The sequence below is a fragment of the Liquorilactobacillus mali genome (genome assembly GCF_001437155.1).
GTDB lineage: Bacteria > Bacillota > Bacilli > Lactobacillales > Lactobacillaceae > Liquorilactobacillus > Liquorilactobacillus mali_A.
This window is the reverse complement of sequence record NZ_JQAR01000013.1, coordinates 18,235-39,973: the sequence shown is the minus strand read 5'-3', so window position 1 is coordinate 39,973 and position 21,739 is coordinate 18,235. Positions and strand designations below refer to the sequence as shown.

Sequence of the window (21,739 nt, the reverse complement as noted above, 5' to 3'; positions counted from 1 at the left end):
GAAAACATAATCATTGAAACAGATTATCTAAGACATACCCCATATTATAACAAATACCAATTTTCAGCAAATGCTCGAATACACTTGAAAACCCTTGATTATGCTTATAAGTATCCACATTTAATTAACAATACCAATTTTTAATTATTTGAGTTTTTTTGTTGTAAAAATATTTTTTTAGTGATACTTTATAGTTATCATTCTTATGTTCAACGGAATCTACAAGGAGGATTCATTATGAATAATACAGTAATAGAAAAAACAGAAGCACGTGTTGAAAAAGATACTGAATGGCGCCTATCTAACCAAAAAAACGGACATTTCTTGGATGTTATTTTCTGCAAGGAACTTGAGAACACTATGAAGAACAAGCGTAATTTTTCGTTTAATCGTTTTGAGTCAGAACAACTTAACAACTTACACTCACTAGTTGACAAATTAGATGGGAACTTCAAGCTTGTTCTGGATGAAAATGTCATTGGCTTGGACTATCTTCCATTATCACCTGATGAGGCTGCTGATTTAATCGAAGCTCTTTAATTTCTAATATTAAATTCATGACTCTTGAATTCGATGTTTGACATCATCAAAAAAGCATTACTGCTCGGCTTGGTAGCTGAACAGTAATGCTTTTTTTATCTCTTACTTATCATTATAACCATTTGGATGTGTTGAATGCCACTTCCATGCGGTCTCAATGATCTTGTGGATATCATCAAATTGTGGTTTCCATCCCAAAATCTTACGTGCTTTGTCTGATGCTGCAATTAATGTATCAGGATCCCCACCACGTCTTGGTGCGATTTCTGCTGGAATTTCTTTTTTGGTTACATCACGAGCAGCTTTCAAGATTTCCATATTTGAAAATCCCGTTGAAGAACCTAAATTGAAAGCAGTGCTGTCGTTGCCCTTTTCAAGATACTCCACCGCTAGAATATGAGCGTCTGCCAAATCGAACGGATGTACATAATCACGGACGTTAGTACCATCTGGAGTATTGTAGTCATTACCAAAAATCTGCAATTTCTCACGTGTCCCTGCAGCCACCTGCAAAACGATTGGCAACAAATGAGTTTCTGGATTATGGTCTTCTCCAATACTGCCATCTGGTTTTGCACCTGCAACATTGAAGTAACGCAATGCAACAAATTTTATTCCATTAGCAAGGTCTGTCCAGTGCATGATTTTTTCCATTGCCAACTTACTTTCACCATAAGGATTGATAGGCTTTTGCGGATCAGTTTCCTTAATTGGGGTTCTCTCTGGAGTTCCATAAGTCGCAGCAGTTGAAGAAAAGACAATCTTCTTAACACCAGCTTCAACCATAACTTCTAATAATTTAATCATCCCTGAAGTATTGTTATCAAAATATTTAAGTGGATTCTTCATAGATTCTGGAACCACTGAGAAGGCCGCAAAATGAATAACTGCATCAATCGCAGGATTTTCTTTGAAAACCTTACGCATAAAATCACGGTCTGCAATGTCTCCTTTGTAAAACTTTGCCTTATCATTGACGGCTGCACGATGCCCTGTTATCAGACTATCTACAACAACAGTTTCTGTTCCACGTTCAACTAAACGATCTACAGTATGTGAGCCTATGTACCCAGCACCACCTAAAACTAAAATTGCCATGTTTATTCCTCCTTGAGGAGTGTGACTATTATCACACCTTTGTTTCATTTGTATTTGGAAGACTATTAGTCTCTCTCAACTATTTTACCAGTAATGCTTGCTAAATTGTTAATTAATACTAAAATGTAATCTTTTACCAAAAATCATAAGTACTTCCATGTGATCACCTATCTGGGCTTGTTGTTTTTATTAACTTGTGCTTAACTATTATTTAGAACTTAAGAAGGGGCAATCCTATGTCAGAACTAGTATATAAGCAATTAATTACCGATTTAAAAAAGAAAATATTTGCAGGAAATTTCCCAGACTTGCGCCTACCTGATGAACGCTCCCTCAGTGAACAGTACGACGTAAGCCGCAGTTCGATCAAACGGGCACTTAATCGTATGGCTAGTGACGGCATTATTTTTCGGAAACGTGGTGCTGGAACCTTTATCAATCCATTGTATCTAAAAAATGAATCCGTCTTTAATTATGAGGAAGGTTCTAATCTAGGTGTCACCGATAACTTTAAGATGAATGGTCAGAGTCCAAAAATCAAAGTTATTTCTTTTGAAGTCATCAAGCCTAATCATGAATTGCGACGTGACCTATTCTTGTCACATGATGACTTTGTGTACAAAATCGTCCGGCTGCGACTATTCGAAGATCAACCTTTTATGATTGAAACAGGATATATTCCAATTAGAATAGTTCCTGAATTAACTAAATCAACAATCGAAAGTTCAATTTTCAATTACTTGCAAGAAAACCATCATCAATCAGTCACTAAGTCATTCCTTTCCGTCTTTGCCGAACCCTCGACCAAAAATGATCAGGAATTGTTGGGCCTGTCACCGACTGAGCCTACTGGTATCATGGAGGGAATATTCTTCCTTGATGATGGAACTCCCTTTGAATTTTCACATATGCGATTCCATTATAAGTACTTGAAATTCAATTCTTTTGTTTCTGTAAATTAAAATTCTTAATTCTTTCTGGAGGTACATAATGACGACTCTTTATATCATGCGCCATGGTCAAAGTGAAGCAAATGCAGCAGGCATACTTCAAGGAAGCCTAATCGATACGCCCTTATCTGAAAAAGGACAAGTTCAAGCAAAACATGTCCGCGATGCCTTTGAAAAAAAGATGCTGCATTTTGACTTAGTTTTTGCAAGTCCATTACTGCGAGCGGCTCAAACCGCCGCAATCATCGCACCTAAAACCACTACAATTTTTGATGAACGTCTAAAGGAATTCGATTATGGTGATTGGGATGGCCAAAAAGTTACTGATATACATCGCCGCTTTGCCGAATTTTTCGATGAAAAAAAGAACCTGCTGCCAGGTTCCGAAGAAATTTCCCATGGTGATGATTTTGCATCAATCACTGCAAAACTAAATGGTTTTCTTACCGAGCTTGCGGCAAAATATCCAACACAAGATATTTTGATTGCAAGTCATGGATTCACAATTAAATTACTGTTGAATGCTGTTTTAGGAATTAGTAATCTAAGCTCATTGAACGAACCAGACAATGCTGGCTTAACAAAAATCGAATTGACGTCTTCAACACGCACCCTTGTGTACTTCAATAGGGACTTAACAGAATAAGACACTTACTGGAACCAAGTCAAAATTTAACGTCTGACTTGGCTCTTTTTATTTAGATACATATATCCAATAGGCCAAATTCCTGTATCTAACACTATCTTTCTAAAAAATTTTGGTTTTTTTCAACAGTTACCTATTTAAACTCGCGCGCAACCTCACTCACAGACATATTTTGTTCACGTGCGTGTTCAATCACTTCTTTGACGTCCGCATCGCTAAACGCCTTGACATCAATTCCTTGACTAGCAATTTCTTTGCGTGCCTGCTTAATTTGTACACTGGTAATTTTCCTTGAGTTTGCAGAAGATGAGCTTTCTCTTGGTGAAGAAGAAATAGTTGGCAAAATGTCTGTTGCAGTTTTCTTTTCACTTGCCTCATCTGCACTTGAAACGTTATACCCCAGGCGAGCAAGGACTTGATTATTACTGCGTTCTAAGTTACGTGCCTTTTTCCTAATATCCTGATAATAAGACTGTGTAATATTCCCATAACCCAAGATCACAGCCAGCTTTGTATTTGAAGCTGTGTACTCATAGTTGGTCGCTAAGACCTTTGCTCGCTTATATGTCTTATTGAAAATTTTAAGCTCGTGTACAACTTCTTTAAGCTCAACTTTTTTAGAAACTGCCCTAAGTAATAGTGTTTGTGACCCATTACTTATCGTGGTCACCTTTTTAAAATTTGCAATTGCCTTGCTATAATCTTGACTTTTTATCGCAGCTAAGCCCTTTTGATATTCTTCTAATTGTTCCAAATGTGCACTTGCAGAGCTATCATTTGGTTTCTTCTTTAATGCATTACGAAATTGATTCTCAGCTCGATGGTAGCTAGCATCACTGATAGTTTGTTCGCCTGCATTCATAGCATTATTGTAATATTGTGTGGTCTCAACATGTTTTGTGTAACCATAGCCTATAAAAATCACTGCAATAACCAAAGTGATTATAAGCCAAGCTTTCTTGCCCATCGACCAATTCCTCGCTTTCAATTCGTTAACTGCAATTATAACATTTTTTCTTGGTTATTATGTGACTATTCTCTTTGTTACTTCATCTGCTTTGACCTTTTAATATTATTTATGTAGAATTAGAAGAAAAAATAGGAGTGTCTATGAATTCATCCTTATTAACAGAGATTATTAACGATTATGGTTATTTTGGGATTGCCTTGTTGCTTGCACTTGAAAATATCTTTCCCCCGATTCCCTCAGAGGTAATTCTAGGATTTACTGGTTTCATGACCCTTTCTAGTAAATTAAATATTGTTGGCAGCATCATTGCAGCGACAATTGGTGCTCTAATTGGTGCCTTAATTTTATATTTTTTTGGCAAGATTATTTCCGTCGAACGCTTAGAACGAATTCTAGCAGGACGCATTGGTAAAATACTGCATTTCAAGCCTGCAGATTTAGAACGTGCCGCAGCTTTTTTTAAACGCCATGGCAATTCTGCAGTCTTCTTTGGAAGGTTCGTTCCAGTTATTCGCAGTCTAATCTCAATTCCAGCTGGAATGTCTGACTATCCTCTTGGACGTTTCGTTGTTTTTTCAACCCTTGGCACACTCGTTTGGAATACTGTGTTGATCTTTGTTGGGCGGATGGCTGGTCATGCATGGCCACACGTAATTAACATAATTGAATCTTATGGCAAGATTTCACTAGTAGTGTTAGCTGCACTATTTATTTTAGGCTACTTTATCTATAAGAAAAAAGTGTAACATAAAGTTTCAGAAATACATTTATCCAAAAACACCAAAATAAAGCAGCTGAATCTAAATTTAACTTTTGATTCAGTTGCTTTATTTATTCCGTATAAACGTGTTTCACAATTCCCCGACTTATGGCACACTCTCCTTTCTTTTATTTGTCTATTTTTTTATAATTTTTTAGGCCTTTGATAATTTTAGGAAGAACTAATATTACCACGGTAATCCATGAAACAAATTCGGCTATTTTAATAATAACTGAAGTTTTGTATACTATGCTAATCTTATTGTTGCCCTTCTTTAACACCACACCAATTGTGTTACGCTTTGTTTTGGTATAAGCGGCCTTTTTCCCGTTAATAGTAACTAGATATGAATTATAATTCAAAAAAGGCAAATCTGCGGACACATTATTTTTAGAGGCATATATTTTATAAATAATTCCATTTGAAATACTATGTGGTGTAATCTTTTGCTTTTGCCCACCTATCAAGGCCACGTGTTCTTGAATCTCAACCATGTACTTTTTCATGCTTGTATATGGCCAATAATCAATGGAACCTACCCCTTCATTAAAGCCTTTCACCATATAATTAAAACCCCGTTTTGAAGTTATTTGATAATTTGAAAAGGGCAATGTTTTTTCACTGCTAGGTTTATAGTCAATTACAGTCTGAGTTGTACGTGTGTTTAAGAAACTATACGAGGTGCTTAATAATGAGATTACAACTAGCGCAAAGACAACCATCGTCCAGCGCTGAACATATTTTGTCTTTGAGATAAGAATCCAAAGTGTCTCAACAGCAAATATTGCTAGAAAGAAATTCGAGATACACAAAATTCTGCCAGTCCATTGAAGAACAACAATCGGTGTCTTATTGACGAAATTCCAAATTGATTCAAAAACACTTGTCGTTGCAATAAAAAAAATGACACCAATCATGCCAATAATTCTATTAGTAACACTCTGCTTTTTCCATAAGAATAGCCCCATAATAGTCGTTATTACCAGCAAAGTTCCCACTGATTCATCATTATTTAACGCATTTATTATGGCGTCTCCTAAACCTGTACCCGCTGTTGAAAGCGTACCGGACTTGGTGATGAAAAGGTGATTACTTGTATATATTGTAAACAATGTACCCCAGTAAAATGAAGTCATTAGTAGTGTCGCAATCCCTGCATAAACAATATATTTCAACTTTCGCCAAAAATTGCTGGCTGTAAATAATGCAATTGCAATAATTAACATTACTACAACTAAGTACATCAAGAAACTCAATATATGTGAATAAATAACACCCGTCATACCAAATGCTAGCAAGAGCCATTCTGCCTTTTTCCTAAAAAAGATACTGTACGTTCCGTATCCAATTAACGGTAAGAAGATATATCCCGCAGTTTGACCAACATCAAAGGTTAGAAACATCCAACTAAAATTATATGCTGATAAAACATAGACAAAAGAAAAAATTAGGGCTTTCTTTTTATTGCCATACCAATATTTTAGGCCACAGAAATACGAAATAAGCATTGATATAAATACTATTGAACACCATCCAACATAGATTGCCAAAATGGGGTCACTAATCACTAACAAGGCTAACGCCAATGGATAAACAGGCAAAACACCATATACCATATTAATCGGTGTTCCTACCTGATTCATTGCGTAAGTCTCGATGTATGAGAAAAGCTTGCCATGTTTAATATTCTGTGCCAAATCATATATTCGATTAAGGTGAAATGACATGTCCACTCCTGCATGGAGAGAATTGGCACAGAAATAAGGTACCATAACCACTACACTTGCTACTAGACAAATTAAGATTGCGTATAATTGTTTTTGTGTATTTGAAGCTTTATTCATTTTGACCACTCTTCTTCATCCTTTTCAGTTTTAGATAGATCATCCCAAACACCAGCAGCAAGATTATTGTTCCAGATATCAATCTGGCAACAAGATATAACACTGGCGTCTGATATTTGACTGTTATCGTCGCGCTGCGCTTATTCTTTACATAAACAAGTGCCAAAGAATGTTTACTTGCATGAAGTGGTGTTTCCTTACCATTGACATAAGCCACATAGTCTTTCGAGTTGTAGATAAAAAAAGGGAGGACGATCCTAGAGCTCTTATTCTCCAAATTATCAATACTATATGTTACTTGCTGATACCCCGAGACGATTGAACTAGCACTTAAATAATACTTATGTTCATTTACAATAACCTGATGATTAAAAACCTTTTCTCTAACTGTGTTGGCTGCGTATGGGACATAATCCTCATATCGAGCTGATTCCGCTGCTGCTTGATTTAGTGACAATGAATTTAAATACCCTTTTGCGTTTAATCGGTACGCATAAGGCACCATAAAGTTGGTTGCAGTTTTTGCTATCGCATTATTTTTGGATTGCGTAGTTATAAAACCCTCAATCGATCCCAATGCTAGCACCACAAGAGAAATATTTAAAATAACTAATTTGAAGCCATTGAATCGCCAAGAATATAGACTGCATATCTTGGCAGAGCCATACAGGGCAAGAAAGAAGGTTGCAAACGGTAATAAGCGCCACATGAACTGAATATGTGCAACCGGTGTATTTTTAAATATATACCATGGAAACAATAGGGTACTGCATACCAACAGCAATACACCTAAAATATACGAGTATGTCTCCCATAAATTACTGTTCTTTAAACCAATAAAACCTACCAAGGCAATTACAAGGATTGCCAGTCCAACATTTGGTAATCCTTGTCCCAAGGTATTGCCGAATGATAGAGAAACCAAACTATTAAAACTAATTTCTTTTTCAGTGAAAAACGATGCTGTTGGTACGACCGTGTGGACACTTAACTGACGAATAATAGGGATAGTCACGGCGGCCGTTGATAACACGAATAAGGCTGCACTAATCAGGCTCGTTATCAAAACGTTTTTCTTTTCCGTCTGATACTTGAATGTTAATAAATACATTACTAATAACAATCCGATTGTAAATACGGTAGTCAAAATATGACAATACATTTCAGCACTTAGCCCTAGTACAAGATAGATTGATCCATAGTAGTAATTCCCTTTTAAAAGCTGATATAATCCTAAAAATGCTAATGGTACAAAGACAAACGCCCAAGCCTCACCAATATCAGCTCTGCCAAAATCATTAAACATGATATATACTGAAAAACGAAGCAGAATTGAAAAAACAATGGCTGCATCTTTTCTTTTCATCAACCGATGTGCAAACACATATGCTAAAACTAAACCTAAAAACTGCTCTAATACCAGATAGATGTAATAGGCCGTAATCGGATTCTTCAAAAAAACTCTAATTGGCACATAAAATAATAGATTTCCCCAAGGATAGTAAGTGTTAATTGCTTGCCCAACTTTTCCAAAACTATACGTTGAAATCATCGAAATAAAATGACCGTTGCTTATGTCCTTGTATGCTTCTTCCAATCTCTCCATATGGAATATTCGATCATCCCCGACTAAGATAGTCTTGGTATGCCATGCTAGCGCAACATATACAAGAGATAACGCTGCAAATAATACAACTAGTGCTGCTTTTTGAAAAATTCTTTTTTGCCGCATATTCTAATACCCTTTCCTCTAAACAATAAAATATAAAAAACAATGATATTGCTTAATAACATTATGCTGAATGTCAAATACTCCCTTATTCCTGCAGCCATACTAATCTTAATATGGTTTATTCCTGGCTTTAAGATTGTTCTAAAAATTGGAGCACTTGCGTTTACTTTTTTATGATTTACACTGATATGATAACTCAAGCCCTTATATATAACTAATAAGAAATTACGTTCCTTCTTGTTTTGACTTGTATTATTAAAATCAAAGCTCAGGCTATTATATTTCTCTATCTTTTTTAGATTTGCTACCGTACTGACTTTGCCTTTAACTTGTGAATAATTAATAATATAATCACCACCAGTTGCCTGCTTGTTCACCAATTTCTTGTACTCTTTCGATGTGCTGATATAGTAGCGAGTTGGGTCATCATTCTTCGTTATATGATAGCTGTATACCGCAGAGATACTCATTAATACTAGTGGGATTAACAAGACAGATAAAACGATTTTATTGTTATCTAAAACTTTGTTTTCTTCAAAGAACACAGTTACACTTACAGCAAGAAAGAGCGATACAAAAGCAAGCATTCTCCCTAAAAACTGAATATTGCCAAAAAAAGAATTAACAAAAATACTTTTTTGGAGTGGCAGCCAGCTTAATGTACAGAAAAATATTCCTAAGGCAATCATTGTCCAAAAACGCCAGTTGCCACTGTGTTTGACTAACATCATTATTCCTAAAAATATCAGCATTCCCGTTTCAACTAAGCCAATATTAAAAATGATTGGCGTATCTTCAATACTATTAGCAAACAAGGCTTGCAGTACTTGCCAACCACCTACAGGAGATAAGCCATGACCTGGAGTATTTATATTCCTATTATTCATATACAGTGTCAAAATATTGACGATTGTATATAGACTGGTCAACACAGCAATTCCAACAGCCATACAGAAAAGGTGCAGTTCACCTAAATTAATTTTCCTTGTGAAAACTCGTACAACTTCTGCGATTGTTAGCAGCGTACAAACGATTAACACTGACAAAATATGGGTATTTATCAACGCCCCCATTCCCGCTCCAAGAACAAGCCCGCCCCATCTTTCACGTCTCCAGATTCTGAGACAACCAGTCAGCACCACCGGTAAAATTGCGTACGCTATCGCTTCCCCCATTGCATTGCGGGCAAACATTATCCCCATGTGATATGCACTGAACTGGTAGAAACACACACCCACTAAATTAATCAGTTTACTAGCTGTAAATTCACGCATCATAAAATAGGCTGCAATTTGTGTCAAAAAATTCAATAATACAAAACCGCAAAACAATGCTGCAATCGGGTTAGCGGTAAAAATAAAGCGCGGTAAAATAAAGAGCAGACTTGTAACCCAAGGATAAAGACCTGTATATGCATTTGAGATTCCTTGGAATCCAATAAAATTAACCAATACTGGTAATTTTCCATGCTTTAGTGCCTGATAAACTGCCTCCCACCTCGTTAAATGAACTCCGCCATCATAAGTAACTTTAAAATAATCGCCTAAAAAGGCAGGAACTGTTGTGATGATTGCTAAAATAAAAAAAAGAAGTATAACATATACTCTTTGCCATTTCCTAATGTGCTTATAGATAATCATGAACCGTATCCTTTTCACTTTTTTTGTATTTTCCAGTAATACAGGGATGTATTATGCCATTAACAAAAATGCTATTCGATTATAAAGATAAGCCAATATATCATTGATTTTATGAACGTTTTATGAACTTTCAACGATTATTTGAATAAATATTCTTTAAGAACCTGTCATTTTTATTACTGTTTGTCAGTAACTACTCTTTTTGTCTAGTAGACTCAGCAACAAAAAGGAATTGGCTGCACTATTTCACATCTGCAGTGAAAAAATTAAGCTGAATATAAATAAATTTGATATAATAATGTCGAATGTAACCGAAATCATTATATCGAGGTGAAGCTTTTATGGAAAAAAATAACTCTATCATACCGAAATTGAAAATAAAGCTGGGATTGCTGGCCATGTCCGTTCACTAACCGGCGGTGAATTTAATCAATTAACGAGCAGCCCCTTGAAAGCTGTCCCTGGGACTAACCCCGAGCAATTGCTTGGAGCAGCACTAGCAACATGTCTGAATGCCACGCTTGAAGCAGAGGAAAAGCGACGGAATCTGTCGCATCAAGCTGTTGTTCGGGTAGCAGTCGACATGGGCCGCGACTATCAAGGATTTCAATTTTGGCTGCGTGCGCAGGTTAGACTGCCCCAAGTGAACCGACAAGAAACACAAGAAATTTTAGCAATTTGCGAACAACGCTGTCCAGTTGCTAAATTACTAATTAGCAATTCAAATGTCAGCGTTGAATTAGTTGATGAATTTGGCTTTGAGGGGGAATTCAAATGAAGTACTTGGTAACTGATCAGCGAGATATTCGCTATAATTTAGCTTTGGAAACATATTTACTGGAACACTCTGATTTGCAGGAACCAATTCTGTATTTTTACATTAACTCTCCCTGTATTATCCTTGGCCGCAATCAAAATGTTTACGAAGAAGTGAATTTGGAATACGTCCGCCAGCAACAGATAATTGTTACTAGGCGCACTTCTGGCGGTGGTGCAGTCTTTGATGACCTAGGAAATGTTAGTTTTAGTTTTATTACTAAGGATGATGGTCATTCCAATGGCGACTTTTCAAAGTTTACTGCGCCGGTAATCACCGCTTTACATGAAATGGGAGCAACTGGGGCAAAACTAGTTGGTAGGAATGACTTGCAGATTGATGGTAAAAAGTTTTCAGGTAATGCTATGCGGCTGCAGCACGGACGGATGTTTTCTCATGGAACATTGATGTATGATGTTGATTTAAGTATCATTGAAAAAGCATTGAATGTACCGCAAGATAAGATTGCAGCTAAGGGAATTAAGTCGGTTCATAGCCGGGTTACCAACCTCAAACCGTTTTTCACTCCAGAATATCAGCAGCTAACAATTGAAGACTTTCGTGATACGCTGGCACAAAAAATCTTACAAGTAGACGATTTGAAGCAAGCTAACGAATATCTTTTAGATGATACTGCCAGGCAAGCTGTTAATGCTATCAATGAAAAATTTTTCAGCAATTGGAATTGGGTCTATGGAAGTTCCCCACTGGCTGCAATTCAGCAGCGCCAGCATTTTACTCAAGGAACGATTGACTTTCGCTTGCAGATTGAACATGGCTGTATCAGTTATCTGCAAGTCTATGGCGACTTTTTAGGTCAGGCTGATGTTAAACAGTTTGCCGCAAAATTAATTGGCGTCCGTTATGAATGTCAAGCAATCACGCAAGCGTTGACTAATGTGGAGTTACAGCCCTATTTTGGTAAGATTGAGCACCAGTCAATTATTGATTTGCTGGTACGGCAAGAATAACTGCACAAAAAAGCAGAGGGCGTGTACCATAAATTGATAAAAATAGTGACTTCCAAAAAAGTTGGATTTTGGAAGTCACTATTTTTACTATAAGTAATTCGAAGTTAGACGGAGAATTTTAAATTATGAAACACGTTTATCTGAGTTCAAGAAAAAAGCCCGATCAAAATGTAGTTTTTGATCTGACTCAGTCTTGAACTTTTTGTAGATTCAGTGTAATTGTGGCTCTTTTGTATATTACTTTTAAAGTGCTTGTGGCAATTCAATCGCAAATTTTTCAGCAATTGCGGTAATTTCTTGGGTGGTTTTCGGATCGATAACTACACCATGCTCTGAATTATAATCGTAGTTACGATATTCACGGTCACCAGGAATCATAATATGGGTTCCTGGAATGTGATCCAGATTTCGAATACGCTCAAACATTTTCTCAGCATTAGCCTTCAAAGTTGCCAAATCGCCAAAGAAGGCTGGATTGATAACCATAAAGAATTGACTGAAATCATGCTTGCCAGTATTAGTATCGGCCGAAATTGAACCTTGTGCTAATATTCCCGTTAGCAATTCAACGACTAGCGAGTTACCAAAGCCTTTGTAATTTGAATTTTCTTCCTTATTGCCACCAAGAGTTAATACCCCACCGCCGGACTGGTGCTCAGTAAAGGCGACTTCAGATAAAATTTCAGCGGCTTTTTTAGAATCGTGGATGATGTTTCGCTCACGATCAACTGCCCATTCGCCTGAAATTGGTTTTTGATTTTTTGCAAGCACCATAATTTTACCGCTAGAAACACTTGATGTAGCTCCATCAAAAACAAAGGGATGCGGATCAGCCGGGAAGGTAAAGGCAAAAGCATTTGAACCCAAAAAGGCTTCGATTGCATTGGTTGGTACAACAAGCGGTCGCGTATTAGTAGTTGAAATACCAATTAAACCGGCTTGGGCAGCCAAGCGAGAATAATACCCTGCAGTTCCAAAATGATTTGAGTTGCGGATAACCGCCATAGCAACGTTAGTAGTTTTGGCTTTTTTAATCAAGCTATTGATCGCTAAAGCAGAGGCAATCTGTCCCATATTTCCATTAGCATCAAGCAACATACTGGTATCGGTCTCTTTTAAAATCTTGACTTGATTCTGTGGTTTAATGGTCCCATCCTGAACCATTCGAATATACCAATCAAGTCGTTGAATCCCATGAGAAGAAATTCCTCTTAAATCGGCATCTACTAGGGTATCGGCTAGTAAGGATCCATCAGTAGCAGAAAACCCGGCTTTTTGAAAGACTTTTTCTAAAAATTCAGTTTCAGCTGCAGCAGTAATTCGCATAAAAAACACTTCTTTCTTTATTTTTAAACAACAAACAAAAAAGCCGCCCAACACTATTCTCATAGTGCAAGACGGGTCGACCGTGGTACCACTTGCTCTTCATTTATCATCTGATAAATCTCGGTGACATAGATTGTCAAAAATGATAACGGATTTCACCGGTCGAACAGCTTGCACCACCCAACAGTAATTTGAGTTCATTTTCATCAGTCGTTACCTGCACCTTTTCAGCTACCGGTGCTTTCTTTTAGGTAACGAAACCGAATCTCTTCTCAATAGTTTCTTACGATTATTAAAAACCAAATTCCAATCGTTGTCAATCGCGAAAAAATGCGAAATTACGTTTCTTCATGCTATAACTGACAAGACTACGCAGAGAGCAAAAAAATGAATTGAAATTTAGGCAGCCGGTAAAGTACACTGAAATTAATACTTTTTAAGGAGAGAAAAACATGTTTATACACCAAATTGATTCTGAAGTAAGTCTGGCGCTACCTAGGCCCTAAATCGATGCCAAACCTCTTTTTCAAATTATTGAAAAAAGCCGACAAGAGCTACAAGTTTGGTTGCTGTGGGTTCCTGGAATGAAAAGTGTTGAAGAAGAGGAAAAGTTTCTTACAGGCATCTTAAGAAATTTTGGTAATGCGCGCTCATTGAATACGGTTATTCTGTACAAAAATACACCTGTAGGAATGATTAGCTTTAATAAATTTAACACAATAAATCAATACGCAGATATAGGTTATTGGTTAGGGACTGAGTATGTAGGGAATGGTATCATGCACCGAGCTGTTGCAGGAATATGTGATCTTGGTTTTAGAGACTATGGCGTTCATAAAGTTGAAATTCACGCGGCAGTAGATAATGCCCGTAGTAATGGTGTTGCAAAAAAAGCCGGATTTCATTTTGATGGCTCACTTCGAGCAAATGAGTTGTTAGCCGATGGGTTTCATGATGAAAATGTCTGGTCATTACTTAGGGAGGAATGGGAAAAAATTGATTCCTAACATTCAATTTTCTAAAGAAGTGTAATCTGTTCAACTTCCTTCCAAAGCACTCAATACTATTATTGGTCTTGAAAAATCTTAATTGAAGTGAGATGATTGTTTTATGGATATCAAGCAATTGGATAAAAAAACCGAATTAAAGCAACGTATCTTTTTTGCTCTTTCCGATCCGGGACGCTATAAAATAGTTTGTATGCTCTACAGTGTTGGTCACGAGATGGGGTGTAACGAGTTAAATCAGCATGTAGAGATTGATAAATCAACTATGTCTTATCATTTACGAACTTTGCGAGAGATTGGCATTACCAGTACCCGTACCCAAGGTCGACAAAAATATGTTAGTTTGAATAAAGATTGGATTGAAACATTAATTCCTGGATTATTATCGCACCTTTAATGAGCACATTTGTGCTTATTTTCTTGCTCTATTGTTTGATAATTATAAAACTATAAAATTGTATTTGGAGGAAGTTATGAAATATCGTCGTTTATCTTTTTTATTTTTCCTGGTAATGTTTGTTATTGGAACAGATACCTTTTTAGTTTCGCCACTCCTTCCCACTTTGACAAAGAACTATGGCATCTCTACTTGCCTCTCTGGTTTAATTGTCAGTTTTTATGCACTGGGTTATATGCTTGGGGCCATAACTATCGGACCATTTTCAGATAATCATGATCGTAAGCTGATTTTAGTGAGTGGTTTAATTTGCTTCTCCTTGGCTACTACTGCATGTGGCCTAGCAAATTCCTTTTCACTAATGTTAATTACACGCTTTATTGCGGGCGTAGCTGCTGCTTCTGCTAGTCCCCAAATTTGGGCCACTATTCCCCAGATTTTTCCTAAAAACCAGGTTGTAAAAGTAATGGGTTACGCTACCTCTGGATTAGCATTTGCTCAAATTATTGGTGTTCCTTTAGGTAGTTTTTTAGCTGGCTGGTCTTGGCGATTCCCATTCTTTTTTGTTGGCACTATTGCGTTAATATTAACCATTTTAGTTATAACTTATATGCCTCACTTAGATAAAACAAACACTAGGGCAACTTCATTCAGTATTTATCGTAATTTCTTCAAGAATAAACAAGCTCTGAAACTTTTATTCTCATATTTATTATTTCAGATGGCTAATTTTTGTGCCTTCTCTTTTATTGGAACTTGGTTTTCTAATAACTTTTCATTACCCATTGCATCTATTGGCGGTTTTGTCTTAATTATCGGCCTTGGTCAATTTATCGGAAGCCTTACTGGATCACATATCGTGCACTTACTAACCTTACCTAAAGCCTTTTTTCTGGAATTTCTACTTTTTATATTTGGTTATATTATTCTGCCTTTTTCGCCTTCTGCCATCATTGCTACCGTAATTTTATCGTTTATTTACTTTATTGGTGGAGCTATTTTCCCTTTATTTATGAGCACACTTCAAGCTACTGCACCAAAAGCAAGAGGAACGATGTCAGCTTTATCCAATGCATCTATGTACTTGGGTGAAGCTATTGGCGGAGTTTTTGGAGGAATTCTAATTAGAAATTTCCCTGGCTTTTTTGGCATATCGGCCTTTACAGTTATCGGTGTTTTTTTAGCAATGCTTCTGTACGCACATCAAGGATATTTTAAAAAATGAAAATGCTTAATTGTATCTCCGCTGCCACTATGACTAACTTAAATAATAATTTTGAAAATCATTTCTTCTACGTATAAGGATATGTTTATTATTTCATATATCGATAATAACATATGTTATTATCGATATATGTTACTTAATTCACGGAAGGATGAGATCTTATGCAGAATCTGCCACTGGTCACGATGCTCTTTATTGGAGTTAATCTTGATTTCTTTGTGATTTTATTATTCCTACTTCAAAAATATAATTTTAAGGACAACTTATTCGGTTATGCATTGGGGATGCTTTTGATTTTTGGCATCAGTGCACTTGCCGGCCAATTAATTCAAAGTCTTATTCCTGCTTGGGTTATTGGATTTCTCGGATTAATTCCAATTTATATGGGAATTAAAGAAGAAGATCATAGCAGTAAAACCAACACAATTTCAAAAAAGGGAATTACCGCTGTTTTACTCATGTACCTAGCCAGCTGTGGCGCTGATAACATAGCCGTCTATGTCCCAGTTCTTGCAACAATGGCATTGGCAGACATCGTAGTGACAATGATTTACTTTCTTTTCTTGACCGCCATATCTTTAACATTAGCTTATTTCTTTGGACAACTTCCTATTATCAAAAATATTTTTGAGCATTGGGGTACACAATTATGCAGAATCATTTATGTTTTTATCAGACTTTTTGTCATGCTTGATGCAGGATTGGTTAAACATATTATTACTTTGTTTTAAGTAAAATTAATGTGCTTGAAACATACCTTATTAAATTTCATATTATTCTAAGATTAAATACAATTTAATGTTAGAGGTGTCAATATGCAAGCTCTATACTTCAACGATTTTGGAGATAATTCTGTTTTAAAATATGGAAAAATTGATTCTCCCCAAATAAATGCAGACCAATTATTAGTTAAAACCAAATACATTGGCTTAAACTTTGCCGATATATACCGGCGTCGCGGTACTTATCACATTGAGAAGCATCAACCTTATATCAACGGTTACGAGGGGCTGGGAGAAGTCGTCGCTGTTGGTAATCATGTCAACACCTTCAAGCTAGGAGACAAAGTATTCTTTGTGGACGTACCTTTTGCCAATGCAGAATATGTTAGTGTCCCAACCGAAAATGCAATTAATGTACCGACAAATCTCGACTATAAAATAATTGCTGCTGTTGGACTACAAGGATTAACGGCAGATTTTCTGGCTCATGATCTTGGGAAAAATAAACCTGGAGACAATGTATTCATCCATGGTATCAGTGGCGGCGTTGGTCAAATACTATCTCAAATGTTGACCAGCGATGGAATGAATGTATATGGGACCACCTCAACACCAGCGAAGCAGTCTTTGGCCCTGCAGCAGGGAGCTAAAAAGGTTTTTTTGCGAACTACACCTTGGGATCAAGATTACTATGGAAAATTTGATACTATTTACGATGGCATAGGAAAAACATTGGAACAAAGTCTGTCACTTGTTACTAGCAAGGGGAAAGTTATTTTTTTTGGAATGTCAGGCGGTAATCCACCTAAAATCGATCCAATAAAATTATTAACTCAATCAAAAAGTCTCTTGACAGGGGACTTATGGGACTATTTGACCAGTGCAATCGAGCGGAAAAAACGCAGTCAAAGGTTATTTAAATATCTAAAAGAAGGTAAGATCAAAATTAGTGACCCCACAACGTTCCCATTGTCTGAAGGTCAAAAAGCATATGAATACTTAGAATCGGGAAAAAGTACCGGCAAAATTTTGTTGGTTCCTTAAGTCAGCCGTTTTGAAATAAAAGGATGATGATCAAAATTTATAATCGATATCGCACTTGACAAGAGAAAAAATGATGTGTCACTTTTCCATCAAAACATTCTTTGCAAAAAACTCTAAATAATCTTAATCCACGGCATTTAACTGTTCTTAAAATAAAGTTTGGTGTAGAATATACTTGTTAATTATGTTACAAATTACTGGTTATTGGAGGAGTTATGAATGGCTAAAACTGTTGTAATTACAGGTGGTGTATCAGGAATGGGGCTTAGTGCATCAAAGTTATTCCTGTCCAAAGGTTGGAATGTTATGATAGCGGACTTTAATAAAGAACTTGGTGAAAAAGTATACAAAGAATTGTCATCAAAATATTCCAAAAAACAAATTGCTTTTCAGCAAACTGATGTGTCCAATGCGGCATCTGTAACAGATCTAAAGACTAAAACTAGTCAACTATTTGGTAAAGTTGATAGTGTTATTAATAACGCTGGTATTTTTACCAAGGGTGCCTTGCATGAAGTTGCTGAAGATGCTTGGGACAGAATCATGGCAATTGATGTAAAATCTGTTTACTTGATGACAAAAGCATTTGTACCGGACATGATAGAACAAAAAGCTGGAACAATTGTCAATACTGCATCTATTTCCGGATTGACAGGTGATTATAACATGGCTGCCTATAATGCTGCTAAGGGAGCTTTAGTCAATTTGGTTCGTGCAATGGCTCTTGACTACGGCAAATACGGCATTAGGGTCAACAATATTAATCCAGGACCAACGATGACTCCAATGTTTAAAGCTAATCCTCAATCAGTAATTGACACTTTTAAAAAGGCTAGTCCCTTGGGAAAATTGGCAGAACCTGATGATATTGCGCGTGTCATGTACTTCTTAGCCTCTGATGAATCCAATCCAATTACTGGCGAAAATATCCCAGTTTCCGCTGGTTTTGAAATCTATAGCGGACAACCTGTTCAAAAATAATACTTCAAATCTAACAATCGTATAATCGATGAACTACTTTCAACAAATAAAAAAGGCCCCAGTATCTGAGGCATACCCCCCAAGGTAAAAACTTTTACCTTGGGGGTATTTTGGAGTCGATTCAAAGGTTATATTCTGAATCAGTTTCTCTATTATTGCATATCAATGTGTTCCATTCTTATCATATTATTTAATCTTCTTTGAATCTACTTAGATAAAACATTCCTGTCACATATCATAACGAAAAACTTTCACTTTTCAATCATCACTGACAACGACTTTACCAATCATATGATTGGACTCCACTACTTTGTGAGCTTCTTTTAGATTTAAACCATTGATTGGTATGAACGTTTTGTTTAAAGTAGTTTTTATAATTCCCTGATCTAATAGAGATGAGATCTTTTCTAAAATCTCATGCTGAGTAATCATATCCGTTGTCTGATAAAAAGACTTTGTAAACATCCACTCCCAGACAAATGTTGCCCTTTTTTGCGTTAGCTTACGTAAATTGACGGGTCGCTTATTTTCCGTAATGGATGCAATTTTACCGCTTGGTTTTATCAGCTCTGCCATTTCATTCCAGTGACCATCCAAATCATTCAATTCCAAAACGTAGTCCACATATTCACAACCGAGTTTTCTAACCTCATGTACCAAATCTAGACGATGATTTACGACTTTATCAGCTCCCAACTGTGTGACCCACTCTATAGTTTCTGGTCTGGACGCACTTGCAATTACCTTTAGGCCTGCCCAACTAGCCAGTTGTGTTGCGATAGAACCAACACCGCCTGCCCCATTAATAATCAAAATCGTTTTTTCGTTGTTCTTTTTCTTATCATTCGGGTCAATCTCAAGCTGCTCAAATAGTGCTTCCCATGCAGTCAACGACGTTAACGGCATTGCAGCAGCTTGTGCTATTGTCAGCTTCTGCGGTGCATGTCCAGCAATTCTCTCATCAACCAATTGGTACTCACTGTTACTGCCAGAACGTTTAAAAGAACCCGCATAAAAAACAAGTTCTCCCTTTTTGAACAAGGACACGTTCTCCCCCACAGATTCTACAACTCCAACAGCATCCCAACCAATTATCTTTGGCTTTTTTAAAATACCATTCCCACTTTTTCTAACACCAACATCCACAGGATTAACGGATACTGCCTTTACCTTAACATGTCCCTTTGCAACCGGTTTGAATGTTTCAAATTCAATTAAACTTTCTTCCTCATCAATTGGTAAATGTTTTTTTAACCCTATCGCTTTCATCATCTGTCTCATCTGCATTTCCTTCTTTCATACTCTATAGTAATTAATTAACAATATCTTGCAATATTGAAAATTCAGTAACTAGTAACAAGTTCTTCACTAGTGAAAATTATTTAAATGGTCTATTATTATGAGTATGAAAGTAACGCTAATTGAATTCGGAGGAATATTGATATGAAACGGCAAGTCTATAATTGTCAGGCCGGCTGCCCTGTAGAGAGTACTTTGCAAATAATATCCGGTAAATGGAAATCTGTGATCTGGTACCATTTTATTAAAAATGATGTCTGCCATTTCGGTGAACTGCAACGTAACATGAAAGATTGTTCTCATAGAATGTTAGCTCTTCAGCTAAAAGAATTGGAAAGTGACGGTGTAATTGAAAAAACTATCTATCCTGTGATGCCTCCAAAAACTGATTATAAATTAACTGCGTTCGGAGAAACATTAATCCCTGTAATCAAGTCAATGGAAGAATGGGGCACATACTATAATCAAAGGAAAATTGCAAAAGATAACATGACAACTGGTAACTAACCACAGCCCAATCTTTCAAAAAAATAAGGAGACTGTGATAAAAATCTCAGTCCCCCCTCTCTCTATTCATAAATATAATCACGTGTTTGTGGTAAATTTTTCCCACTTGGTCCCTTAGAAATCAGGTATTGGATACAATCAATGTTCCCTGCTTCAAATGAAGCGGCACAAGCTTGCAAATATAGATCCCACATTCGGATAAATTTTTCATCCATCTTCTCAGATATTTCATCTAAGTGATTCTTGAAGTTTTCATCCCAGATCTCAAGTGTATGTTGATAATGACGTCTTAGTGTCTCTATATCAAAGACTTGCATCCCAGCATCAATAATATGCTTCAAGTTCTCATTCAGACCTGGAACATATCCACCTGGGAAAATATATTGATTAATCCAGCCATTATATGCTCCGCCTTGCTGTCTCGTTATACCATGAATTAATGCGACACCATCATTACTCAAATACTTGGCGATTGTTTTGAAGTATGTTTCCAAATTTTCTTCGCCAACATGTTCAAACATCCCAACGCTAGTAATATAATCAAATGGCTCATGCTTTAATTCACGATAGTCTTCAAGGTATACTTCAGCCTGATCTTCAAGTCCCTCATCAGCAATTCTCTTTTTAACAAATTTGTACTGTTCTTCACTCAAAGTTATTCCTGAAACCTTTAAGCCGAATTCCTTTGCCGCAGTCAGCATCAAAGTTCCCCAGCCACATCCAATGTCCAACAATGTTTTCCCTTGTTGCGGATCTAGTTTTCTAATAATATGGCGTACTTTATTCATCTGGGCTTGTTCCAGACTGTCATCTTGATGTTCAAAATATGCACAAGAATATGTCATAGTTGGGTCCAACCATAACTTATAGAAATCATTTCCCAAATCATAGTGACTCTGAACATCGTACTTACTGCTTTTTTCTGAATGAGACTGTTTTGGCAAAAACTTCTTTAACTTGCTGTTATAGAAAAAGCTTTCAGCTGAATCATAAGCTGCCTTAACTAACTTTTGAATAGAACCATTAATTTGGATTCTTCCATCCATATATGCTTCTCCCAAAGCAATTGACGCATTACGCATTATTTCCTTAATTGGGACAGGTTCCTTAAAAGTGATCTCAACTTCTGGAGTCCCTTCACCATAAACTTCACTTTCTCCATCCCAATAATTTACACGTACTGGGATACTAAAAGAATTACTCAATAGTTTCTTGTAAAAAATTTTATCAAGCACAGTAAAATGTCATCTACCTTCCACTAAT

At 36.5% G+C, this 21,739-nt stretch carries 21 protein-coding genes; 13 read left to right on the top strand and 8 right to left on the bottom strand.

Translation table 11 applies throughout. From position 1 onward, the window contains the following. Positions 1–237: 237 nt before the first annotated feature. The gene (locus IV36_RS06835) at positions 238–540 is read left to right on the top strand and encodes a hypothetical protein (RefSeq protein WP_056991459.1); all 303 of its coding nucleotides are present in this window, start codon (positions 238–240) and stop codon (positions 538–540) included. A 102-nt stretch (positions 541–642) separates the two neighbouring features. Here the strand turns inward: IV36_RS06835 and galE are convergent, their stop codons facing one another. Next, positions 643–1,638: a UDP-glucose 4-epimerase GalE gene (galE, locus tag IV36_RS06830; protein WP_056991458.1), complete on the bottom strand. Its 996-nt coding sequence runs from the start codon at positions 1,636–1,638 to the stop codon at positions 643–645. A gap of 236 nt (positions 1,639–1,874) precedes the next feature. Here galE and IV36_RS06825 point away from each other — a divergent pair, with 236 nt between their 5' ends. Beyond that, positions 1,875–2,600 (top strand): GntR family transcriptional regulator, encoded by a 726-nt coding sequence (locus IV36_RS06825; RefSeq protein ID WP_056991457.1) that lies wholly within the window; start codon positions 1,875–1,877, stop codon positions 2,598–2,600. Positions 2,601–2,628: 28 nt separating this feature from the next. After that, entirely contained in the window at positions 2,629–3,234 is a 606-nt protein-coding gene (locus IV36_RS06820; protein ID WP_056991456.1) for a histidine phosphatase family protein, read from the top strand. A gap of 133 nt (positions 3,235–3,367) precedes the next feature. Here IV36_RS06820 and IV36_RS06815 read toward each other — a convergent pair whose 3' ends face one another. Continuing rightward, on the bottom strand, positions 3,368–4,201 hold the full coding sequence (locus tag IV36_RS06815) for a hypothetical protein (RefSeq protein ID WP_056991455.1): 834 nt from the start codon (positions 4,199–4,201) through the stop codon (positions 3,368–3,370). 143 nt (positions 4,202–4,344) lie between these two features. Here IV36_RS06815 and IV36_RS06810 point away from each other — a divergent pair, with 143 nt between their 5' ends. After that, positions 4,345–4,950 (top strand): DedA family protein, encoded by a 606-nt coding sequence (locus tag IV36_RS06810; protein WP_056991454.1) that lies wholly within the window; start codon positions 4,345–4,347, stop codon positions 4,948–4,950. 142 nt (positions 4,951–5,092) lie between these two features. Here IV36_RS06810 and IV36_RS06805 read toward each other — a convergent pair whose 3' ends face one another. The 3 genes from IV36_RS06805 to IV36_RS06795 are packed head-to-tail and all read right to left on the bottom strand — an operon-like array spanning position 5,093 to position 10,180. Then, positions 5,093–6,808, bottom strand: a complete 1,716-nt coding sequence (locus IV36_RS06805) for a glycosyltransferase family protein (protein WP_056991453.1) — start codon at positions 6,806–6,808, stop codon at positions 5,093–5,095. Then, positions 6,801–8,540: a 6-pyruvoyl-tetrahydropterin synthase-related protein gene (locus tag IV36_RS06800; RefSeq protein ID WP_056991452.1), complete on the bottom strand. Its 1,740-nt coding sequence runs from the start codon at positions 8,538–8,540 to the stop codon at positions 6,801–6,803. The genes IV36_RS06805 and IV36_RS06800 overlap by 8 nt, the downstream gene beginning before the upstream one ends. Beyond that, positions 8,504–10,180 carry a glycosyltransferase family protein gene (locus tag IV36_RS06795; RefSeq protein ID WP_056991451.1) on the bottom strand — a complete coding sequence of 559 codons (1,677 nt, stop codon included), beginning with the start codon at positions 10,178–10,180 and terminating at the stop codon, positions 8,504–8,506. Before IV36_RS06795 ends, IV36_RS06800 begins: the two co-directional genes overlap by 37 nt. A gap of 370 nt (positions 10,181–10,550) precedes the next feature. Between IV36_RS06795 and IV36_RS06790 the strand changes: the two genes are divergently transcribed. Together IV36_RS06790 and IV36_RS06785 are read left to right on the top strand one after the other, a co-directional pair. Next, complete coding sequence (locus IV36_RS06790; protein ID WP_056991450.1) at positions 10,551–10,958, top strand: OsmC family protein; 408 nt, start codon at positions 10,551–10,553, stop codon at positions 10,956–10,958. Beyond that, positions 10,955–11,968 (top strand): lipoate--protein ligase, encoded by a 1,014-nt coding sequence (locus IV36_RS06785; protein WP_056991449.1) that lies wholly within the window; start codon positions 10,955–10,957, stop codon positions 11,966–11,968. The genes IV36_RS06790 and IV36_RS06785 overlap by 4 nt, the downstream gene beginning before the upstream one ends. A 243-nt stretch (positions 11,969–12,211) precedes the next feature. On the opposite strand, the gene IV36_RS06780 is transcribed toward IV36_RS06785, so the two are convergent. Next, the gene (locus IV36_RS06780; RefSeq protein WP_056991448.1) at positions 12,212–13,294 is read right to left on the bottom strand and encodes an Ldh family oxidoreductase; all 1,083 of its coding nucleotides are present in this window, start codon (positions 13,292–13,294) and stop codon (positions 12,212–12,214) included. A 506-nt stretch (positions 13,295–13,800) separates the two neighbouring features. Here IV36_RS06780 and IV36_RS06775 point away from each other — a divergent pair. From IV36_RS06775 to IV36_RS06750, 6 genes are all read left to right on the top strand, one after another. Further along, complete coding sequence (locus IV36_RS06775) at positions 13,801–14,301, top strand: GNAT family N-acetyltransferase (RefSeq protein WP_235810269.1); 501 nt, start codon at positions 13,801–13,803, stop codon at positions 14,299–14,301. Positions 14,302–14,404: 103 nt separating this feature from the next. Continuing rightward, entirely contained in the window at positions 14,405–14,698 is a 294-nt protein-coding gene (locus IV36_RS06770) for an ArsR/SmtB family transcription factor (protein ID WP_010078138.1), read from the top strand. A gap of 76 nt (positions 14,699–14,774) precedes the next feature. Next, the gene (locus IV36_RS06765; protein WP_056991447.1) at positions 14,775–15,923 is read left to right on the top strand and encodes an MFS transporter; all 1,149 of its coding nucleotides are present in this window, start codon (positions 14,775–14,777) and stop codon (positions 15,921–15,923) included. Between the two features lie 161 nt (positions 15,924–16,084). Further along, positions 16,085–16,654, top strand: a complete 570-nt coding sequence (locus IV36_RS06760) for a cadmium resistance transporter (protein ID WP_056991446.1) — start codon at positions 16,085–16,087, stop codon at positions 16,652–16,654. Between the two features lie 84 nt (positions 16,655–16,738). Then, a complete protein-coding gene (locus IV36_RS06755; protein WP_056991445.1) occupies positions 16,739–17,689 on the top strand; it encodes a zinc-binding dehydrogenase in 951 nt (316 codons plus the stop codon). A gap of 219 nt (positions 17,690–17,908) precedes the next feature. Beyond that, positions 17,909–18,670 carry an SDR family NAD(P)-dependent oxidoreductase gene (locus IV36_RS06750; protein WP_056991444.1) on the top strand — a complete coding sequence of 254 codons (762 nt, stop codon included), beginning with the start codon at positions 17,909–17,911 and terminating at the stop codon, positions 18,668–18,670. A 258-nt stretch (positions 18,671–18,928) separates the two neighbouring features. Here IV36_RS06750 and IV36_RS06745 read toward each other — a convergent pair whose 3' ends face one another. Further along, positions 18,929–19,939: a zinc-binding alcohol dehydrogenase family protein gene (locus IV36_RS06745; RefSeq protein ID WP_056991467.1), complete on the bottom strand. Its 1,011-nt coding sequence runs from the start codon at positions 19,937–19,939 to the stop codon at positions 18,929–18,931. A 174-nt stretch (positions 19,940–20,113) separates the two neighbouring features. On the opposite strand from IV36_RS06745, the gene IV36_RS06740 reads away from it, so the two are divergent. Further along, the gene (locus IV36_RS06740) at positions 20,114–20,476 is read left to right on the top strand and encodes a winged helix-turn-helix transcriptional regulator (RefSeq protein ID WP_056991443.1); all 363 of its coding nucleotides are present in this window, start codon (positions 20,114–20,116) and stop codon (positions 20,474–20,476) included. Positions 20,477–20,538: 62 nt separating this feature from the next. On the opposite strand, the gene IV36_RS06735 is transcribed toward IV36_RS06740, so the two are convergent. Next, complete coding sequence (locus tag IV36_RS06735; protein WP_056991442.1) at positions 20,539–21,711, bottom strand: SAM-dependent methyltransferase; 1,173 nt, start codon at positions 21,709–21,711, stop codon at positions 20,539–20,541. Positions 21,712–21,739 lie beyond the last annotated feature (28 nt).

Bases quoted from the DNA above. Each gene is read 5' to 3' on its own strand.
- IV36_RS06820 (WP_056991456.1), top strand. From the start codon at position 2,629: ATGACGACTCTTTATATCATGCGCCATGGTCAAAGTGAAGCAAATGCA.
- IV36_RS06765 (WP_056991447.1), top strand. From the start codon at position 14,775: ATGAAATATCGTCGTTTATCTTTTTTATTTTTCCTGGTAATGTTTGTT.
- IV36_RS06810 (WP_056991454.1), top strand. From the start codon at position 4,345: ATGAATTCATCCTTATTAACAGAGATTATTAACGATTATGGTTATTTT.
- IV36_RS06800 (WP_056991452.1), bottom strand. From the start codon at position 8,540: ATGCGGCAAAAAAGAATTTTTCAAAAAGCAGCACTAGTTGTATTATTT.
- IV36_RS06750 (WP_056991444.1), top strand. From the start codon at position 17,909: ATGGCTAAAACTGTTGTAATTACAGGTGGTGTATCAGGAATGGGGCTT.
- IV36_RS06780 (WP_056991448.1), bottom strand. From the start codon at position 13,294: ATGCGAATTACTGCTGCAGCTGAAACTGAATTTTTAGAAAAAGTCTTT.
- IV36_RS06770 (WP_010078138.1), top strand. From the start codon at position 14,405: ATGGATATCAAGCAATTGGATAAAAAAACCGAATTAAAGCAACGTATC.
- IV36_RS06815 (WP_056991455.1), bottom strand. From the start codon at position 4,201: ATGGGCAAGAAAGCTTGGCTTATAATCACTTTGGTTATTGCAGTGATT.
- galE (WP_056991458.1), bottom strand. From the start codon at position 1,638: ATGGCAATTTTAGTTTTAGGTGGTGCTGGGTACATAGGCTCACATACT.
- IV36_RS06745 (WP_056991467.1), bottom strand. From the start codon at position 19,939: ATGAAAGCGATAGGGTTAAAAAAACATTTACCAATTGATGAGGAAGAA.
- IV36_RS06835 (WP_056991459.1), top strand. From the start codon at position 238: ATGAATAATACAGTAATAGAAAAAACAGAAGCACGTGTTGAAAAAGAT.
- IV36_RS06805 (WP_056991453.1), bottom strand. From the start codon at position 6,808: ATGAATAAAGCTTCAAATACACAAAAACAATTATACGCAATCTTAATT.
- IV36_RS06755 (WP_056991445.1), top strand. From the start codon at position 16,739: ATGCAAGCTCTATACTTCAACGATTTTGGAGATAATTCTGTTTTAAAA.
- IV36_RS06795 (WP_056991451.1), bottom strand. From the start codon at position 10,180: ATGATTATCTATAAGCACATTAGGAAATGGCAAAGAGTATATGTTATA.
- IV36_RS06785 (WP_056991449.1), top strand. From the start codon at position 10,955: ATGAAGTACTTGGTAACTGATCAGCGAGATATTCGCTATAATTTAGCT.
- IV36_RS06825 (WP_056991457.1), top strand. From the start codon at position 1,875: ATGTCAGAACTAGTATATAAGCAATTAATTACCGATTTAAAAAAGAAA.
- IV36_RS06760 (WP_056991446.1), top strand. From the start codon at position 16,085: ATGCAGAATCTGCCACTGGTCACGATGCTCTTTATTGGAGTTAATCTT.
- IV36_RS06740 (WP_056991443.1), top strand. From the start codon at position 20,114: ATGAAACGGCAAGTCTATAATTGTCAGGCCGGCTGCCCTGTAGAGAGT.